This is a genomic window from Pedobacter ghigonis (genome assembly GCF_903166585.1).
Taxonomy (GTDB): Bacteria; Bacteroidota; Bacteroidia; order Sphingobacteriales; family Sphingobacteriaceae; genus Pedobacter; species Pedobacter ghigonis.
The window spans coordinates 88482-106640 of the sequence record NZ_CAESCM010000018.1 but is presented as its reverse complement, the minus strand read 5'-3'; the positions used below and the strand labels follow the sequence as shown (position 1 = coordinate 106640).

General features: G+C 41.1%; 9 protein-coding genes. 1 reads left to right on the top strand and 8 read right to left on the bottom strand.

The genetic code is table 11. The features are described 5' to 3' along the window. Positions 1-367: 367 nt before the first annotated feature. From HWV58_RS21400 to HWV58_RS21365, 8 genes are all read right to left on the bottom strand, one after another. Entirely contained in the window at positions 368-1609 is a 1242-nt protein-coding gene (locus HWV58_RS21400) for an NAD(P)/FAD-dependent oxidoreductase (protein WP_175636048.1), read from the bottom strand. 18 nt (positions 1610-1627) lie between these two features. Next, positions 1628-2629 carry a 4-hydroxyproline epimerase gene (locus tag HWV58_RS21395; RefSeq protein ID WP_175636047.1) on the bottom strand — a complete coding sequence of 334 codons (1002 nt, stop codon included), beginning with the start codon at positions 2627-2629 and terminating at the stop codon, positions 1628-1630. Beyond that, on the bottom strand, positions 2622-4208 hold the full coding sequence (locus tag HWV58_RS21390; RefSeq protein WP_175636046.1) for an aldehyde dehydrogenase (NADP(+)): 1587 nt from the start codon (positions 4206-4208) through the stop codon (positions 2622-2624). Before HWV58_RS21390 ends, HWV58_RS21395 begins: the two co-directional genes overlap by 8 nt. Before the next feature lie 15 nt (positions 4209-4223). Further along, positions 4224-5141 carry a dihydrodipicolinate synthase family protein gene (locus HWV58_RS21385; RefSeq protein WP_175636045.1) on the bottom strand — a complete coding sequence of 306 codons (918 nt, stop codon included), beginning with the start codon at positions 5139-5141 and terminating at the stop codon, positions 4224-4226. Positions 5142-5446: 305 nt separating this feature from the next. Then, positions 5447-7123, bottom strand: coding sequence for a M1 family metallopeptidase (locus tag HWV58_RS21380; RefSeq protein WP_175636044.1), 1677 nt, complete (start codon positions 7121-7123; stop codon positions 5447-5449). 156 nt (positions 7124-7279) lie between these two features. Further along, complete coding sequence (locus HWV58_RS21375) at positions 7280-8677, bottom strand: aminopeptidase P family protein (protein ID WP_175636043.1); 1398 nt, start codon at positions 8675-8677, stop codon at positions 7280-7282. Between the two features lie 517 nt (positions 8678-9194). Further along, positions 9195-11957, bottom strand: a complete 2763-nt coding sequence (locus tag HWV58_RS21370) for a DUF5695 domain-containing protein (protein ID WP_217707043.1) — start codon at positions 11955-11957, stop codon at positions 9195-9197. Positions 11958-12190: 233 nt separating this feature from the next. Further along, the gene (locus HWV58_RS21365; protein WP_175636042.1) at positions 12191-13966 is read right to left on the bottom strand and encodes an aminopeptidase P family protein; all 1776 of its coding nucleotides are present in this window, start codon (positions 13964-13966) and stop codon (positions 12191-12193) included. Positions 13967-14977: 1011 nt separating this feature from the next. Here HWV58_RS21365 and HWV58_RS21360 point away from each other — a divergent pair. Then, positions 14978-18154 carry a SusC/RagA family TonB-linked outer membrane protein gene (locus HWV58_RS21360; RefSeq protein WP_175636041.1) on the top strand — a complete coding sequence of 1059 codons (3177 nt, stop codon included), beginning with the start codon at positions 14978-14980 and terminating at the stop codon, positions 18152-18154. Positions 18155-18159 lie beyond the last annotated feature (5 nt).

Below are 18159 nucleotides of genomic sequence, written 5' to 3'. Positions count from 1 at the left end.
AGATTCTAAAAGGCAAAAAAGAGTGAGGCAATATCTCCGTGAGAACATACTATAAGAAGTTGTTTGGGCACAAATCAACTCTCACTCTTTTTCACTTAAATATGTTAAATTTATTATTTTTAAATTTCACAACAAACATAGGAGGCTCAGATTTGCACGGAAATAATTATAAATTAAAAGTAGTTTAATTTCATCCCCCTACCCCCTTCAAAGGGGGAAATGATTGGCTTTAAAATATGGTGAGGGAAGTGATCTCAAATGCGGTTTACTTTCGAGGGAATCTCGTCCCCCTTCGAAGGGGGTTGGGGGATGAAAAAAGTGGTGTCAGATGTTTCCATCTGACACCACGAGACAAGATATAAAATTCTTAACGTTCAACCGAAAAAGGTTCCAGTTTCATAGCTTTGGCTTCTTCTGCAACGATCTGGCTTACCAGTAATCCAGTTGCAGGCCCTAAACTTAAGCCCATCATACCATGACCGGTAGCAATAATTAAATTTTCTCTTTTGGTACTTCTGCCAATATAAGGCAAACCATCTGGAGACGAAGGCCTGAAACCGTACCAAATATCTTTTTCGGCAGGTAATGCCGGTTTTAAATCGGGAAAATAATTGGGAACTGATTCTACAATCCCTTTAACCCTTTGCATATTTACGCGGGTATTAATTTTATCGAGCTCCATTGTACCGCCATACCTGATCTGCCCGTTCATTGGCGTAATGGCTACCCTTGCCTCGCATAAAAGTGCGGGTATTGTTAAGCGGTGTTCAGGCTCTGGCTCCATAAACGAATAGCCTTTACCGGGCATTAAGGATATTTTTAAATCGGCCATTTTAGCAACAGCAGGCGACCATGAGCCGGTAGCCAGCACATACTGATCGGCCTCCCAGGCCTGATTACCTGTAAAAACCTTCATGATGCGGTTACCGGCAATTTCGATTCGATCAACGGCTTTGTTCCTTTCAATTTTAACCCCGTTATTGGTTAAATAAGTCAGCAAAGCATTCATCAGTTTAGTTGGGTACAAATGCGCATCATCACGGTAGTGTACAGCCCCTAAAACATCGAGTGCTAAACCAGGCTGCAAAGCACGGCATTCATCGGCACTTAAAACAGCCATATCCAGCCCCAGATCAATGGCTTTTTCGGCCAGGTGAGCTTCTTCTTCGCCAGCTTTTTCAGTTTTATAAAAAGCCAGGATGCCATTATTGGTGAGCTCGAAATTAAAATCGGGTTCTTTAGCTAAATCCTGATATAGTTTTTTGCTAAGCAAAGATAAATCGCGCAGCGGAACTGCAGCAGCTTCAACATGTTTTGCGGTGGCATGTTTCATAAATTTCAGTCCCCAGTTAATGAGGCTGCCATTTAACGATGGCCGCACATAAAAAGGGCTCTTGCTGTCAAACATCCACCTGATTCCCTGCTTTATCATACCTGGCGCAGCCAGTGGCACAAAATGACTGGGTACAATCATACCTGCATTACCAAAAGAGCAGTTGTCAGTAATATCCCCCTTATCTAAAACGGTTACTTCGTAGCCTTTTTTCTGCAAATAGTATGCAGAAGTTAAACCTACTATTCCACCTCCAATTATTAATACTTTCGACATTCTTTTAAGTTTAAAACACTAAATCACCTGAAATCCATGTGCATAGGGATCGTCCTCGGCATCGATTTTAATGGTATTGTAACCATATACTTTTGCCCAGCCTTCTACGCTTGGAATAATGGCTTTAATCCCGTTTAAATCTACTACCTCTTCTACGCGGCCAATAAACTTGCTGCCAATAAAACTTTCGTGGATAAAATCTTCACCCTGTTTAAGTTTTCCTTTTGCAAACCATTGTGCCAAACGGGCTGAGGTTCCTGTTCCGCACGGCGATCGGTCTATCGCTTTATCGCCGTAAAAAACGGCATTTCTCGCAGTTGATGTAGGGTCGATTGTTTTTCCGGTCCACAAAACGTGGCTACAGCCGTTAATGGTCGGATCTAAAGGATGTACAAAAGTGTATTTTTCGTTAATGCGTTTTCTGATGGTCTGGCTCCAGGTAATCAGTTGCGAAGCGGTATAATTTTCGAGCCCGGGAAAGTTCTTTTGCGGATCAACAATGGCATAGAAATTTCCCCCATAAGCTACATCAAAAGTAAGCAGCCCCAAATCAGGGCATTCTACCTCGAAGTTTTCTGCAGCCAGGTAAGAAGCCACATTTTTAAGCTTCACTGATTTTACTTTTTTGCCTTCTTGCTTATATTCGATTAAAACCAATCCTGCAGGTGCCTCCATTCTGATTACGCCCGGTACTTTGGGTTTAATCAAGCCTTCTTCAACAGCAATGGTAATGGTGCCTATTGTACCGTGACCGCACATAGGCAGGCAACCACTGGTTTCGATAAACAGCACAGCAACATCATTTTTCGGATCGTGAGGTGGATAAAGAATACTGCCCGACATCATATCATGCCCTCTTGGCTCGAACATTAAACCCGTTCTGATCCAATCAAACTCTTTTAAAAAATGTTGCCGTTTCTCGCTCATGTTGGCACCAATAAGCTGTGGGCCGCCACCGGCAACCAACCTAACCGGATTTCCGCAAGTATGTGCATCTACACAAAAAAATGTTTTACTCATAAGATTTCGTTAATTTCTGGTTCACCGTTCTGAAAATGCCTAAAGGATTTTCGTTTTTCAGTTCATCTGGCAATAAATCCTGTTCCCAATCCTGGTAAGCCAATGGGCGCGCAAAACGGTTAATAGCGGTCGACCCTACCGAAGTAAAGCGGCTATCGTTCGTGGCCGGAAACGGCCCGCCATGTTGCATGGCTGCACAAACTTCTACCCCTGTTGGCACACCATTCAGGATGATCCTTCCGGTTTTATCGGTTAGTTTATTGATTAAAGCCTGATAGTTTTGAAGTTCCTGCTTATCGGCCATCAAAGTAGCAGTAAGTTGTCCTTCCAATACCTCAACCGCATTTTCGAGCTCGGCTACATCTTTTGCCACAACCAGTAAAGAATATGGACCGAAAATTTCTTCGCGGAGCTTCGGGTTACGGATAAAATCGCTGGCACTTACCTGCGCTATTTTAGCTTCCGATTGATTTTGAAGTTCGTTGTTTTTCACGGTCGATGCCGACAAAAGTGCAACACCACCTTCATTTACAATACCAGCCGAAAGTTTACCATAGTTTTGGGCAATGCCTTCGGTAAGCATGGTAGCTGACGGAATAACAGCGATGGCTTCTTTTAAAGTAGTTTTAAAATTTTCCAGTTCCGGCGATTGTACGGCAAGCAGCAAACCCGGGTTGGTACAAAACTGACCAGCGCCCAAAGTAATGGATGCGGCATATTTTTTAGCCAGTTCTTCGGCCTGGTTTTCGATCGCCTTTGGCAAAAAGATTACCGGATTAATACTGCCCATTTCGGCAAAAACCGGAATAGGCTGCTCGCGCTGCTGCGCAAGGTTAATCAAAGCCATACCGCCTTTAAACGAACCGGTAAAAGTAACTGCTTTGGTTAAAGGATGCTGCACCAAAGCTGCGCCAACAGTATAAGCATCATCGAACAACAAAGAAAAAATACCTTTGGGCATACCCGTTTTTTCGGCAGCTTTAACAATGGCACCACCTACCAAGGCGCTTGTACCTAAATGTGCAGGATGTGCTTTTACCACCACCGGACAACCGGCAGCCAATGCCGAAGCAGTATCGCCCCCGGCCACCGAAAAGGCCAGCGGGAAATTACTCGCCCCAAAAACCACTACCGGACCAATTGGAACCAGCATTCTTCTGATATCAGGACGAGGTAAAGGCTGCCGCTCAGGCAATGCCGTATCAATAATGGCATCAACCCACGAGCCTTCGGCTACCACATTGGCAAATAACCTCAACTGACCTGTAGTACGCCCCAACTCGCCCTGTAAACGCGCCAAAGGTAAACCGCTTTCGGCCGAAGCCCGGTTTACCAGTTCTTCGCCAATAGCTGTAATTTCATCGGCTATGGCATTTAGAAAAGCGGCTTTAAGGTCTTTATTTAAGTTTCTATACACCTGAAAAGCACTTGTTGCCGATGTTAGTGCATCATCAACAAGGCTTTGGCTGGCTTTAAAAAAATCGCCTTCAAGCGTTAATCCTGTTGCAGGATTAACGGCTTTAAGGCTTTTTTCATTAATTTCTGAATAAGTACCGGCTATAATATTTTTTCCGTTCATATCTGGTTATTCAAACTATTTGCCCCAGCTACCTGCAGGTAATACCGGACGAACAGCTAATGCATCATTAATAATTTTAAGTACTTTTTCTCTTTCTGCACCGCTGATTGGTAAACGTGGTGCTCTAACCGCTTCAGTTCCCAAACCGGTAGCCACTTCGGCCAGTTTAATGTATTGTACCAGTTTAGCATGGATATCCAGCTCAAGTACGGGTAAAAACCAACGGTAAATGGTTAAAGCTTCAGCAATGCGGTTTTCTTTAATCAACCTGAAAATTGCAACTGTTTCTCTCGGAAAAGCATCAACCAAACCAGCAACCCAACCGTGTGCACCCATTACAATACTTTCCATTGCCAGCGGATCTACCCCGGTAAAAATTTTAAAGCGATCGCCAAAGCGGTTAATTAAACGGGTTACGTTAGATACATCTCTGGTCGATTCTTTAATCGCCTGAATATTATCGTATTTGGTTAACACCTCAAACATATCTAAGGTTACTTCAATCTTATAATCAACCGGGTTGTTATAAATCATAATTGGCAGGCTGGTGCTTTCGGCTATCGCGCCAAAAAAGGCTAAAGTTTCATCAGGTGCAGCGTTGTAGCGCATTGGCGGCAGCAACATTAAACCTTGTGCACCCAGCGATTCGGCTTTTTTAGCTACTTCAATTGCTTTTTTTGTGGTAGCCTCGGCAATGTTCAATAAAACAGGTACACGACCGTTTACCAATGTTAAGGTATGCGATAACAATCCGAATTTCTCTTCATCGCTTAATACACTGGCTTCGCCAAGCGATCCGCCTAAAATAATTCCCTCAGCACCTGCTTCTAATTGTGCTTCAATATTTAAATCGAAGGCCGGAAAATCTAATTCGTCGTTTGCTGTGAATTTTGTAGTTACAGCTGGGAAAACCCCTGTCCATTTGATACTCATTGTACTATTATGTTTTTAATAATTAAGATTTAAAAAATTAGCGGTTGCCTGTAAACTTTAAAGTTTAAAATCGCTAAACATTGGTTAAGTTATTTTCAATAATTAACCTATTAAACAACATTCAAAGGTACTTGATCGTGCTGCGCCCGTATTATTGGATTTTAACCAATATTGGCTATAAATATGCAATTTGGATCAGTTGTGAGCAGTAACAAACGCAAGCGCATCAGCAAAACCTGATGACACAAAAAATGGCATCCTTAAAAAAGAATGCCATTAAATCTTAACTGCAGCTGGTTTTAAAATTACTTCGTGTTTTTTACATCGAGATAATACATAAATTCGATACCGGTTTTGGCAAACAACGCTTCCTGACCTTTAGCCAGGGCAACTTGCTGCCAGCTTTGGGAAGGGATAATTTTTAAGGTTTTAACACCCGCTTTGCTTAACGATAAAGGCAGGTTAAAGCCCTTTACACAATTGCTGTAACGATAAAAAGCCTTGCCTTTTTCAACATAATACTCAAAGGTTGGCACTTGTGTAGTGCGCAGGTATTGGTCAAAAACTTTGGCATAGTTAAACCCTGTTTTTTTAGAAATATAGTTTTCTATCTGGCTTGTAGTAACGGTTTTGTGGTAAAAGGTTTGGTTAAGTCCGCGTAAAACCGACCTGAAAAGGGCATCGTTATTTAAACTGTGTCTGATGGCGTGCAGCATATTACCGCCTTTAGGATACATATCGCCACTGCCTTGGGCGTTTACCCCGTAAGCCGGAATAATGGGGCTATCGTTGCGAATGCCTTTTCTAATTCCGAAATTGTATTCGTTACCGGCTTTATTGCCAAAGATATAATCAACAAACAGGGTTTCGCTATAATTGGTAAAGCCTTCATGTACCCACATATCAGCCAAATCGTTGGTAGTAATGTTGTTTCCAAACCACTCGTGACCGCTTTCGTGAATGATGATAAAATCCCATTTCAATCCCCAGCCATTGCCCGACATATCGCGCCCCATGTAACCAAATTTATAGCGGTTGCCATAAGAAACGGCCGATTGGTGCTCCATTCCGGTATGCGAAGCATCAATTAACTGGTAGCCATCCTCGTAAAAAGGATATGGTCCAAACCAGTACTCCAGGCTTTTCATCATTTTATGAACCTGATCGGGCATGTAGGTTTTGGCTTTAGGATAATTGTAATCCAGCACCCAGTAATTTACATCAAGTGCACCTTTTTCGCCGGCATATTTTTCTTTAAAATTAACATACTTGCCAATGTAGGGGATGATACAATAATTGCTGATTGGATTCTGCACGTTATACTTGTAGGTTGCAGTACCATTGCCGTTATTCTTTTTAAATACCAAACGGCCATTTCCTACTGCCACAAGCGTATCGGGCACTGTCATGGTTAAAGAAGCCCCGCGGTCGGGCTCATCGCTCTGGTGGTCTTTATTGGGGTACCAAACCGAAGCACCCAGCCCCTGGCAGGCAACCGTCATCCAAGGCCGCGAAAGCGAATCGGTTGTAAATATGAAGCCGCCATCCCAGGGAGCCCTTTTGGCCTGGTGTACCTTGCCGTGATAAAACAACTCTACATTATTGAGCACCGATAATTTTTGCGCAGGAACATGTACATACCAAACGCTTCCGGTATGCTCAAATTTTAGCTGTGCTTTTCCGTTATACAAAACACTGTCAATAATTAAAGGCTCCTGCAAATCGATCTGCATACGGGTTTTACCATTGTTGGGTTTTACCACCTTGTATACAATTTTGTTCGAACCGCTAATGCTTTTACCGTTATAATCGGGTGTTACAGAAAGTTCGTAACGTTGCACATCCCACCAGGTACGCTCGGCATTTAAACTGCCTCGTAGGGTATCGGCCAATGTATAAGCCTTTTTGGGGCTTTGTGCCAAAAGCTGTGTACTAAAACAAGCCATAAGCATTGTTATGCAGCCAAGTGTTGTTTTTTTCATATCATTTACCGGCATCAGCCAATTTATTTTGAAAAGCAATTGCAGTGTTTCATGGGTTAGTCCAGTCCTGCTATCTCTCCTGCTCCGGTAAAAACCGGGAGCATCCGTTCTATCAGGTTTATTTAATGCGGGATTGTGCCCAATACGACTTCTCCGCTAGTAGGCTTCACCTCTCACAGCCTCCACTTCATCGGTAGTAATCGCCAGATGTTTACCCAGCATGGTGCTTCCGGTGTCGGTAATCAGGAAATCATCTTCAACCCTAATACCGCTAAAATGCCTGAACTGTTCTAATTTATCGTAATTAATGTATTCGCTAAACTGGTTTTCGGCTTTCCAGCGGTCTATCAGTTCCGGAATAATGTACACTCCAGGCTCTACTGTTAACACATAGCCGCTTTCGAGTGCTTTGCCTAACCTTAAAGATTTTAAACCAAATTGTGTGGTGTTTTTAAGCAAATCGTCTGTGTAACCCACATATTGTTCGCCCAGGTCTTCCATATCGTGTACATCGAGCCCCATCATGTGACCTGTTCCGCATTGAAAAAACATGGCATGCGCACCAGCGGCTACCGCATCTTCAACGTTTCCTTTCATTAAACCTATGTCTTTGAGACCTTGTGCCAATGTTCTGCAAGAGGTTAAATGCACATCCAAATACCTTACGCCCGGGGCCAGCATATTTTTGGCATCGGTATAAGCCTTCAATACCACATCATACACATCTTTTTGCTCAGCGGTAAACTTCTTACCTACCGGAAAAGTACGGGTAAGATCGCCGGCATAACCCAAAGCAGTTTCTACACCCGAATCGTTTAAAACCATTTGACCATCCTGCAACTGGTTACCATGAAAATGGTTATGCAAAATTTCGCCGCGTACGGTTAAAATAACCGGATAAGCGATATTTCCACCTGTAGCCAATGCAGCACCTTCAATTTTTGCGGCAAGTTCGCGCTCGTACATACCTGGTCTGGCCTGCTGCATCACCATTAAATGAATATCGGCCGATAAAGCTGCCGCATGGTTTAACTCTGCTATTTCTTCAGGCCCTTTAATTGATCGTTGCGCAACAACCGCTTTAATAAAACTTAATGATGCCTGCTCTTTTAACTGGCCGATTGGAATGTTTAACCAATGGCTGAGTTTAATTTTATTGTCGGCACGGTAAGGTGGTAAGAAATGTACCTGCTGTTTTTTTTCGACAGCTTTTTGAAGATAATCATCCAGCTTATCGAGTGGCTGTACTTCGGTTAAACCCGAATCGACGCTCTTTTCTTTCAGGGTTTTCTGCCTGCCCATCCAAACAATATCATCAATCCCCATTTCGTTACCAAACAAAATGGTTTTATCGGCATCGAGGTCGATAACCGCACCCAATAAAGGTTCGTTTATACCGAAATAATATAAAAAAGTACTGTCTTGCCTAAAGTGGTAGGTATTGTCTTTATAATTCATCGGGCTATCTTCATTACCCATAAAGAGTAAAATACCCGAATTTACTTTTGATTTTAATGCTGCTCTCCGTTGGAGGTAAACTTCCTTTTGAAACATATTTTTTGTTGTTAGGCAAATATCCCAAATGCAATTTTCATTCAAACAACTTAACAATTGAATGGCTAAAATATGGGCGGTATCTGCAAATTATAAGCTAGATTTTGGATGTAAAAATCACAATTAATTTCTTTTAAGCGAAAAATAGCAGCAAAATCTGCACAGCAATGACAAACAATCGGTTTGTTAAATTACGGATCAGGTTAGCGTTATTGTACAATATTATCTTTAAAATAAATATTCATTTTATAATCAAAAATTTAAGCCTATAAAATAAAGTATTGATACAAGTGATTTGAGCATTTTAAAAGCTTATCTTACCCAGATTGTGGCCAGATATATCAACAATAAGGCTGAAAATTAAATTCTTATAACATTGTTTAATAAAAGAATATCATAAAACAGATTAATTAAAACTAGAATTAGCCCTAACAAAATATTGATTATAAAAACAAAATGAAAAAAGAAAGCCCCGTAAACAATTATTTACAGGGCTCCGAGAGTTGAGAAATTGGTATTATCTTCTAATGGTTATCTCTGTAGGTTTATCTTTTTCCAGTTGAATTTGATAAGCACCTCTTTCATTAACCGTATAGTCTTTTAGGGTATAAACGGCACCATCTTTAGGCTTTACCGATTGCGATAACCTGAGCAGTGCAGCAGGTGTATAAGCATTTGCTGCATTTAGTTTCAGCTTAATTTCGCCGCTTTGGTTATTATAAGTAAGTTCATCTATCATACCTGCATCGAGCGTAATGTAAAGGCCTGCAGCAGCAATGTACACCGCCGATTTTGCTGCAGTGGTTAATTTAACGCTAACGGTAGCACCTGCTTCCTTTAAGTTACCACCGAAGGCCAGCCAACCGAACTCAGGGTGTTTAATTACGTAAGCCGAGGTATTAACCGCATAACCAAAAAATCCCGATCCATAATCGCCGGTAATACCATCGTTCTTTAAAGTAGAAGGATAAGCATGAAAGGCAGCCGGTGCAAAACCATCTTGTGTAATGTTCGAAATGGTCCCCATTAAACCACCGTATCCGGCACGCAGCAGATAAAAATCATCAGGGTTTTTACGGTAATCCATCAGTACCGGTATGGCATTCAGGCCCGATCCGTAATGGTGAATCATGCGTTCTACACGCGTAAGTTTACCGCCATACAAGAAATCCCAGTAACGGCGGGCATTACCATTGTAGGCCCAATGTGGCAACACAGGCATGTAAGCCAGTATGGCATTTAGGGTAACATTGGCTTTATCAGCATAGCCAAAATAGTTCGACCATACATAAACTTCTTCTTGACCTGTAGAGTCCCAAGGCATTTCACTACCAAAGGGATATTGCAATGAGCGCCAGTGGTTGGCACGCTTTTTCATTTCGTTCTCCAGTCTGGTTGCCTCTTCTGTCAAGCCCTCATTTTTAAGGTCAGTTAAGATGAGGTAAAAGATAGTGCCTTCCATTTGTCCAAACTGTGCATAGTAAGGTGCAATGTTAACCATGGCCATCCCCGTTTCGGCGGCATTAATGAGGTGTTGTTTCCAACTCCCCTCTTCTACCAGTCCCGTGTAATTACGAGCCAAACGGTACATTATCCAATGCGCGGCAGCCACATGCGGATAGTTGTAAGAACGGCCAAGGTTATCGGCTTCTTTTTTAGGCCATGCCGACCAGGTTTTAAAGTTTATGTTTTCTGCGTAAGTACCTTTAGGCAACGAATCAGGCGCATAATAAAACAAGCTTTTTTTCACTCCGTATTTCTGAGGACCATCTTTCAGCTGTATATGGCCAAACATTACCGTATCTACAAACTGTTTCAGTTTAGCTACTTCTTCTTTTTCGGGATGCACCAGTTGTTTCATCATGGCACCCAGCCACGAACCCGCGCCACCCTCATCACTTAAACCGGCAATCCAGGCGCGATTATCCTGCGTTACCTGTTGTTGTTTTTCGTAATCGTAGGTAATCGCCGAAGGGCTTCTTTTAAAGATAGGATCGGGCTGATTGAACCATTGTTTGGTGGTTAAAAAGTGACCATAACTGGCAATCACCTCATTTTCGGGCTCAATTACTTTATAGTTAATGGTTTGCTCGAGGCCATCTTCGTAAACAATCGATAAACGCGCTCTTCCCCAGGTATTGGCTTTTACGGAATAGCTTTTCCAGCCATTTTTGGTTACACCTGTGGCATTTATAGTTAAGGCATTTTCGGGTTGTACGCTAAGCGATTTAATTTTTTTAGCATAATTGATAAATAATTTAGCGTCTACATCTTTTGGCAATACATAACCCGGTACCGATATGGCCACCGGTCTTTTATTTTCAATCAGCTTGCTTTCTGTATTTTTTGCTGTACCCGATAAGATAAACAGAAGTGCATAACTTTTACTTTGGCCCGGTTTTAAAAACGCACTGGTAGGTTTATTCCATTGTTCGGCGCTTTTCCATTCGTTTTCGGCATAGGCTTTACTGTGCACCATCCACTCGTAAAAGCCCTCAAAAGCAATTCCACGGGGTGTGCGATCGTCGTTTAGCGGGTTGTATGCTTCGAAAGGGGTATGCCCCAGCGGAGCCACAATTAGCGAAGGTGCCTGACCGCTTAAACGTGTTACCTGTAAATAGCCTGCATCCTGACCGATGTAAGGATCGTAAAACACATTTTTGGCATGGGTTTGCTCCAGGGTCCTGCCTTCTAAAATGTTATCAAAAATCATCGGGATGCCCAATGCGCCAATTTCTACTGTTTTACTGCTTTTGTTCTTTAGTTCGAAACGAAGCACTAATTTACCTTGCTGCATTTCCCAGCTACGGATAATTTGCAGGGGAATATCGGCAGGCAGTGTGGCAGCAAGATCGGCAGCTGAGAGCACATTTTTACCTGCAGCGATACTTTTAACCTCAGCTCTTTTGGCTGCAGTGCTATAGCTTGTCCAGGTTTCATTGCCGGTGCTACGTAGTTTCAGGTTAATATCTCCCAAATGGTACAAACCATCCGAACTGCGTACTTTTAGACTGTCGCTGGGCACAAAATCGAAACCTTCAACCATTTTAGGCTGTAAACCCGCTACCGTTTGCGATGCTTTAACCAGTTTGAGTTTAAACGGACCTGCATCAAACTGCGAGAAACCTTTTGCTAAACCCAGTGTGGATGGCTTTTTACCTAATGCAATCCATGGAGATTGAGCTAAAGTTACCTGAATGTGTAGTAGAGATAAGGCTAAGCAAAATATTGCTTTAAAAGCTATTACAGCAGATCTTTTTGTTGGTTTTATATTCATCATGATGAAAAAACGTATTTATGACGTTTTATCCAAAAATATATTTAAAAAAATAAAGCGCATACCATCTGTAGAAATAGCGCAAAATCGGTAAAGAATTGGTGCATTTATGGCAAGTTTGGCTAAGCCTGTGTTTTATTCAAGTCAGTTAGCAAACTGCACATCATATAATGCAAAAAAGCAGCGTCCTAAGGTAAATGGGGCGCTGCTTTTTGAATATCAAAGATTATGAATAACTATATCGGCCGGCATTTCTCTTTTAGCCAGTTTGCTTCTCCAGTTGTAAGGTGTGGTTGAAGCTGATGAAACACCTTGCTATTGTAGTCGTTTAACCAGCGAAGCTGATTGGCCTCTAAAAGCGTTTTATTAATGATCCGGGTATCGATATAACACAAAGTAAGCGTTTCGAAACTTAGGAAATTACCAAAAGCACTATTGTTGTGGTTAATGCACAATACCAGGTTTTCGATCCTTACCCCATGTTCGCCCGGCCTATAAATCCCCGGCTCAATGGAGGTTACCATGCCCGGTTTAAAGGCCACATCAACATTGGCAGGGCTAATATTCTGAGGTCCTTCGTGTACGTTAAGGAAAAAGCCAATACCGTGGCCTGTGCCATGACCAAAGTTAATGGTATGTTCCCACAAAGGTTTTCGGCAAATCGAATCGATCTGATACCCCTTCGTACCCTCCGGAAAAATTAGTTTCGATCCCTCAATCAATCCTTTTAATACCAAAGTATAATCGTCGGCTTGCTGCGCTGAATAATTTGCCATAGGCATTACCCGGGTAATATCGGTTGTACCATATAAGTATTGCCCTCCCGAATCGACCAGAAACAAACCATTTGGCTGTATTTCGAGACTACTCTCCAAACTTACACTATAATGCGGCAAAGCCCCATTGGCATTAAAGCCGGCAATGGTATTAAAACTTAAGCCAGCGAAACCGAGCTGCTCGGCCCTGAAAGTAGCCAGTTTCTCTGCTGCCGACCATTCCGTAATCTGCTCCTCCCCCAGCCTTTCTTCCATCCATTTAAAAAATCTGGTCATGGCCACTCCATCTTGTACCATAGCCTTACGGATGTGATTAACCTCAGTTTCGTTCTTTAAACTTTTTAAGTGCGTACTTGGATTGGTACCCGAAATTACTTTAACAGTAGCAGGCAGCAGTTGATACATGCCAAAACAGTTGCGTTTAAAATCGATAAAAACCGATGCATCGGCCGATAGCGTTTTTAAAGCCTCAGTGATAGCGTTGTAAGGATAAAGTGTTACACCTTGCTGTTTTAAGGTATCAGCATCGCTTTCTGATAGCTTTTCAGCATCAATAAAGAGTTTCACTGCGCCGGGGGTAATTAAAGCAAAGCTTAAGGCTACAGGATTATAATCAACATCTTTTCCCCTGATATTAAAAAGCCAGGCGATATCATCGAGCGAAGAAATTAAATGGCTGTCGGCATCATTAGTTGCTAACTGTGCTTTTACCTGTGCAAGTTTTGCAGCGATGGGTAAACCGGCATCTTTATCTTCAATCAGAAACGCTTTTTCGGTCGGAAGTGCTGGTCTGTCAAACCAAATACCGCTTAATAGATCGGCATTTAAGGTATTGATTTGATGCTTTTCGAAATTAGCCTGTATTTCTAGTGCCAGCGATATTGAAATGAGCTGATAATTGAAAGCAACAGTTGCATTTTTAGGCATAACTTCGGTTAGCCACTCAATATACTCAGGAGTATGCGGTATTTTTAGCTTCACCAATTCGTAACCAGAACCCAATAATTGTGTTTCGGCTTGTGTAAAATACCTCGAATCGGTCCAAAGACCGGCAAAATCTTGTGTAATCACCAAAGTTCCGGCCGAGCCTGTAAAACCGCTTGCAAAAGGGATCGCCTTATAATGTGCGGGCAGGTATTCACTAATGTGCGGATCGGCGGCGGTAATGATATAAGCATCTATTTTTTGTTCGGCCATTAAGGTGCGTAAGGCCTGTAGTTTTTCTACAAAAGTCATGAGGAAGAAGAATTTTATCGGCCAAATTTAAATATTCTTTTTGACACCGTTTATTTAAACAGCTGCTCCAGATTATTAAATCAGTTCTGATAAATTGAGGTACAGCTTTTATAAATTAAGGTACAGTTCTGATAAACTAAAGTGCATTATTTATAAATCAAAGTGCAGTTCTGATCATTTAAGGTGCACATATTATAAATTAAGGTGCATCATTTATAATTTAAGGTACAGTTCTGATCATTTAAGGTGCACATATGATAAAGTAAGGTGCATCATTTATAATTTAAGGTGCAGTTCGAATCAGGCCATAGCTCTGGTCTGAATGAGTCCACACTTTCCCATATCGTCATGCTGAACTTGTTTCAGCATCTCTAATGAGAGTCCCTGATCCCCCTACTGGCGCAAGTCTTAGCGCACTTAACCCGAGCATAGACTGACTTGTGCTCCAAAAGCAACCTATAAGCTAAAATTTATCTATATAAATCTAAAAGCACAAGTCATCCACTCCACACAACCCAAATCACTAAGATTTGCGCTAGTGAGGGCCCGAGGATAAAGCAGTATGCATTTATAATAAAGCAACACGCAGTTATTATAAAACAAAGTACGGTTATGATAATTTTAGCTACGGTTTTTATAGTTGTAAATTTATACACGTATAAGACCAAGGCTTGACCTTATTTTTTACGCGTGGAAGTCTTGCGCGAACAGCAGAAAAACATCTTATTTCCCAGCAAAAAGTAGTATTACTAAAACGTTTTGTAAATATAAATAAGACAATTATTTAGCCAAAATAATAAAACGTAAAATTAGTTTACTATTAAATATCTAACGTAAAAGTTGTTTAGTATTTGCATACATATAACATAAATTTCTTACCATTTTGAGCGAAAATCACCTTTTAAGAGTTTTTACGTTAAAATCCAACTACCTAATGTTAAAATACGTTAATTCCCTGTAAAATAATGGATATAATTTAGTCTTAACTAAACCGTTAACATCCCAAATTTTATGAAACTAAACTTTACTGGAACTACTCCGAAAATTTTATTTGGACTTTTATTCTATTTATTAATCCCCTGGCAGGCTTTTGCGCAAAAAACAGTGAGAGGAACTGTTTTAGATCAGGGTGGTAAACCAATTCCTGGTGTTTCCATTTTGGAAAAGGGCACAAAAAACGGAACTTCTACGAACGCGGAAGGAAAATTCGTATTAACTGTGCAAGGTGATAAGGCAATAATTATAGCCAGAATTGTTGGCTTTTTACCTGCGGAAAAACCATTAGGGACAAATGGCACATTAAACTTTTCTTTGCAGGACGATAACAAAACACTTGATGAGGTGGTATTAATTGGTTATCAGAAAATAACCAGAAAAAAATCAACAGCCGCTATTTCCAGTATTTCAGGGAAAGAACTTGCCAATTTGCCTTCGCCAAGTTTCGACCAGCTGCTACAGGGTAGACTTGCCGGTATAAATGTTCAGAACTTTAGTGGTCAGCCTGGTGTAGCGCCAACCGTATCGGTTCGTGGTAACTCAACAGGTAGCACCAGTTACGACCAGGTTAATACGGTAAGATCGCCACTATATGTTGTAGATGGAGTACCTCAGGCTTCTGAGGATTTTGTTCCACCAGGAACAGGTACCGGTACCAACTATTTGGCGGGTATAAATCCAAACGATATCGAATCTATCGATGTATTAAAAGATGCATCTGCTGCTGCCATTTATGGTTCGAGAGCGGCCAATGGCGTAATATTAATTACTACGAAAAAAGGAGTAACTGGCGACACTAAAATTAATATAAGTAGCTATGTAGGTTTTTCGCAGCGGCCTGATTTGCGTGAAGCTACCATTGGCGCTACTGAACGCAGACAAAAAATGGAAGTTTTGCAAAGGCAACTCACTTACGACCAGAGAAGACAACTACCTTATTTGCTTACTGATAGCTTGAATCCGGTATTTAATGGAAATACCGACTGGCAGGATCTGTTCTATCGTGTGGCTAAAATAAACGACAACAACATCAGCTTAACGGGTGGTTCCGAAAACGGTATGACTTATCGTTTTAGCGGTGGCTATTACAATGAGCAGGGGATTGTAAAAGGTACAGGCGTTAAACGCTATAGTACCAGAATCAACTTATCAACAAAAGCACTTAATAAAAAATTGACGATCAATCCTCAATTTTATTATTCAAGAACTGACAGAGGCAGGGGTGGCGAAGATCCCAACAACTCATCAAATCCCACCAGGCTTGGTGCGGGCAATTTACCTTCATCACTGATCAATCTTTCGCCAGAAAAACTGGAATATTATGTAAGCCCAAATAGCGAAAACATAGACCGTAATATCAGTAACCAGTTTGGTATCAACCTTAATTTAAGTTATGAGTTTAATAAACATTTTACGCTAAACTCCCAATTATCATATACATCAGATAATCAACGAAGAGATGGTAGTTTTAGTAGCCTGTTAAACAATGGATTGGGAAATAGCGCCAGCAGTTTTTCTTCAAGCGGAATAGGATTAAGAGCTTCTAATTATTTAAACTATAGCGGTTCGCTGGGTAAACATACATTTAATGTTTTAGCAGGGCAAGATATAGAATATAATCAGTACGAAAATACACAAGCTGCTGGCTTTGGTGGTCCTTCTGATAATATAACCGTTGTAACTGGTTTTCAGCAGGCTAACATTTTTGCCTCATCACAATACCGTGGCCATGGATTAATTGCATACTATAGCCGTTTTAGCTATGATTATGCCGATAAATACTTGTTATCTGGCTCGATCAGGACTGATGGCTCATCGGGTTTTGGTGAAAACAACAAATATGGTTTTTTCCCGTCAATATCTGTTGGCTGGATCTTGACTGAAGAAAATTTCATGAAAAACATGACCAATAATCCATTCAGCCTCATTAAAATCAGGGGTAGTTATGGTGTTACAGGTAACGAAAATCTAAATAATGCCTACGTCCAATACAATAAGTATCTGGTTAACAATGGTATTTTTAATGGTAATGACGGCGCATCCTCTTACAATGGTGTTACGGCTATCACACCTAATTTTAATAATGGTGTAGCCCAAAAGAATCTGAGCTGGGAAAAATCTACACAGTGGAATATTGGTACAGATTTAGAAATTCAAAATGGGAAGTATGCCATTACCTTTGATGTTTATAATAAAGAAGTAAAGGATAAGCTATTTAATGTTGATTTGCCGGTTACCTCGGGTTACGATGTGGCTTTTACCAATGCTTTTTCAGTACGTAACTCAGGTTTGGAGCTTACTTTTAACGGTACCCTGATCAGCAAGCCATTTAAGTGGTATACTTCATTTAATATTTCTTATAATAAGAACCAGATTATGAGCTTGCCTAATGGTGGCCGCGATATCATTTTGAGAGGTGATCGGTTTGATAAAACCCATATCCTATCAGTGGGTAGCCCCCTTAATGCATTTTACCTTTACCGAACCAAGGGTGTATTTTCAAGAACCGGAGATATTCCCCAAAATCCATTTACCGGCGAACGTTACCGGAACAGCAACGGCACTTTTAACGAAGGAGATTTTTACCTGGCCGATTTAGATGGTGATTATTTTGTAGATATTTTTAATGATGGTATTAATCCGGACAAACAGCCAATTGGCGATCCGAATCCTCGTTTTACAGGTGGTTGGACCAATAATTTTAGCTACAAAAATTTCTCATTGAGTGTTTTTGCAACATTTACCTTTAAAAGAGATGTGCTAAACTTGTTCGATTCAGACCGTTTTGCAAACTCTCAGGATGGAAATGCAATCTACCAATTTGCCAGTTTCTCTACTCCTGATTTGGATAAATTAAATATTTGGAGAAATCCGGGTGATAACGCGGAGTATGCCAAATACGATTTGGGTACTTACCGTTATTATTATACAGGTGCACAAACGTTTTTCTTAGAAAAGGGAGGGTATTTGAGGATAAAAAATATTACACTGGGGTACGATTTAGGTGCCAAAACCCTTAGTAAGTGGGGGCTTAGTCAGTTTAAAGTGTTTGCTATGATTGATAATGTGCACATGTTCCAGCAATCAAAAAAATTGCCAGATGCAGAGGCTGTAAACGGATATGGTGAGTATATCGGAACGGGATATCCGATCCCGAAAAAATATACTTTAGGTCTTCAAGTTCAATTTTAATACTA

Coding starts and splice junctions, on each gene's coding strand:
- HWV58_RS21400 (WP_175636048.1), bottom strand. CDS start 1,609: ATGTCGAAAGTATTAATAATTGGAGGTGGAATAGTAGGTTTAACTTCT.
- HWV58_RS21395 (WP_175636047.1), bottom strand. CDS start 2,629: ATGAGTAAAACATTTTTTTGTGTAGATGCACATACTTGCGGAAATCCG.
- HWV58_RS21390 (WP_175636046.1), bottom strand. CDS start 4,208: ATGAACGGAAAAAATATTATAGCCGGTACTTATTCAGAAATTAATGAA.
- HWV58_RS21385 (WP_175636045.1), bottom strand. CDS start 5,141: ATGAGTATCAAATGGACAGGGGTTTTCCCAGCTGTAACTACAAAATTC.
- HWV58_RS21380 (WP_175636044.1), bottom strand. CDS start 7,123: ATGAAAAAAACAACACTTGGCTGCATAACAATGCTTATGGCTTGTTTT.
- HWV58_RS21375 (WP_175636043.1), bottom strand. CDS start 8,677: ATGTTTCAAAAGGAAGTTTACCTCCAACGGAGAGCAGCATTAAAATCA.
- HWV58_RS21370 (WP_217707043.1), bottom strand. CDS start 11,957: ATGATGAATATAAAACCAACAAAAAGATCTGCTGTAATAGCTTTTAAA.
- HWV58_RS21365 (WP_175636042.1), bottom strand. CDS start 13,966: ATGACTTTTGTAGAAAAACTACAGGCCTTACGCACCTTAATGGCCGAA.
- HWV58_RS21360 (WP_175636041.1), top strand. CDS start 14,978: ATGAAACTAAACTTTACTGGAACTACTCCGAAAATTTTATTTGGACTT.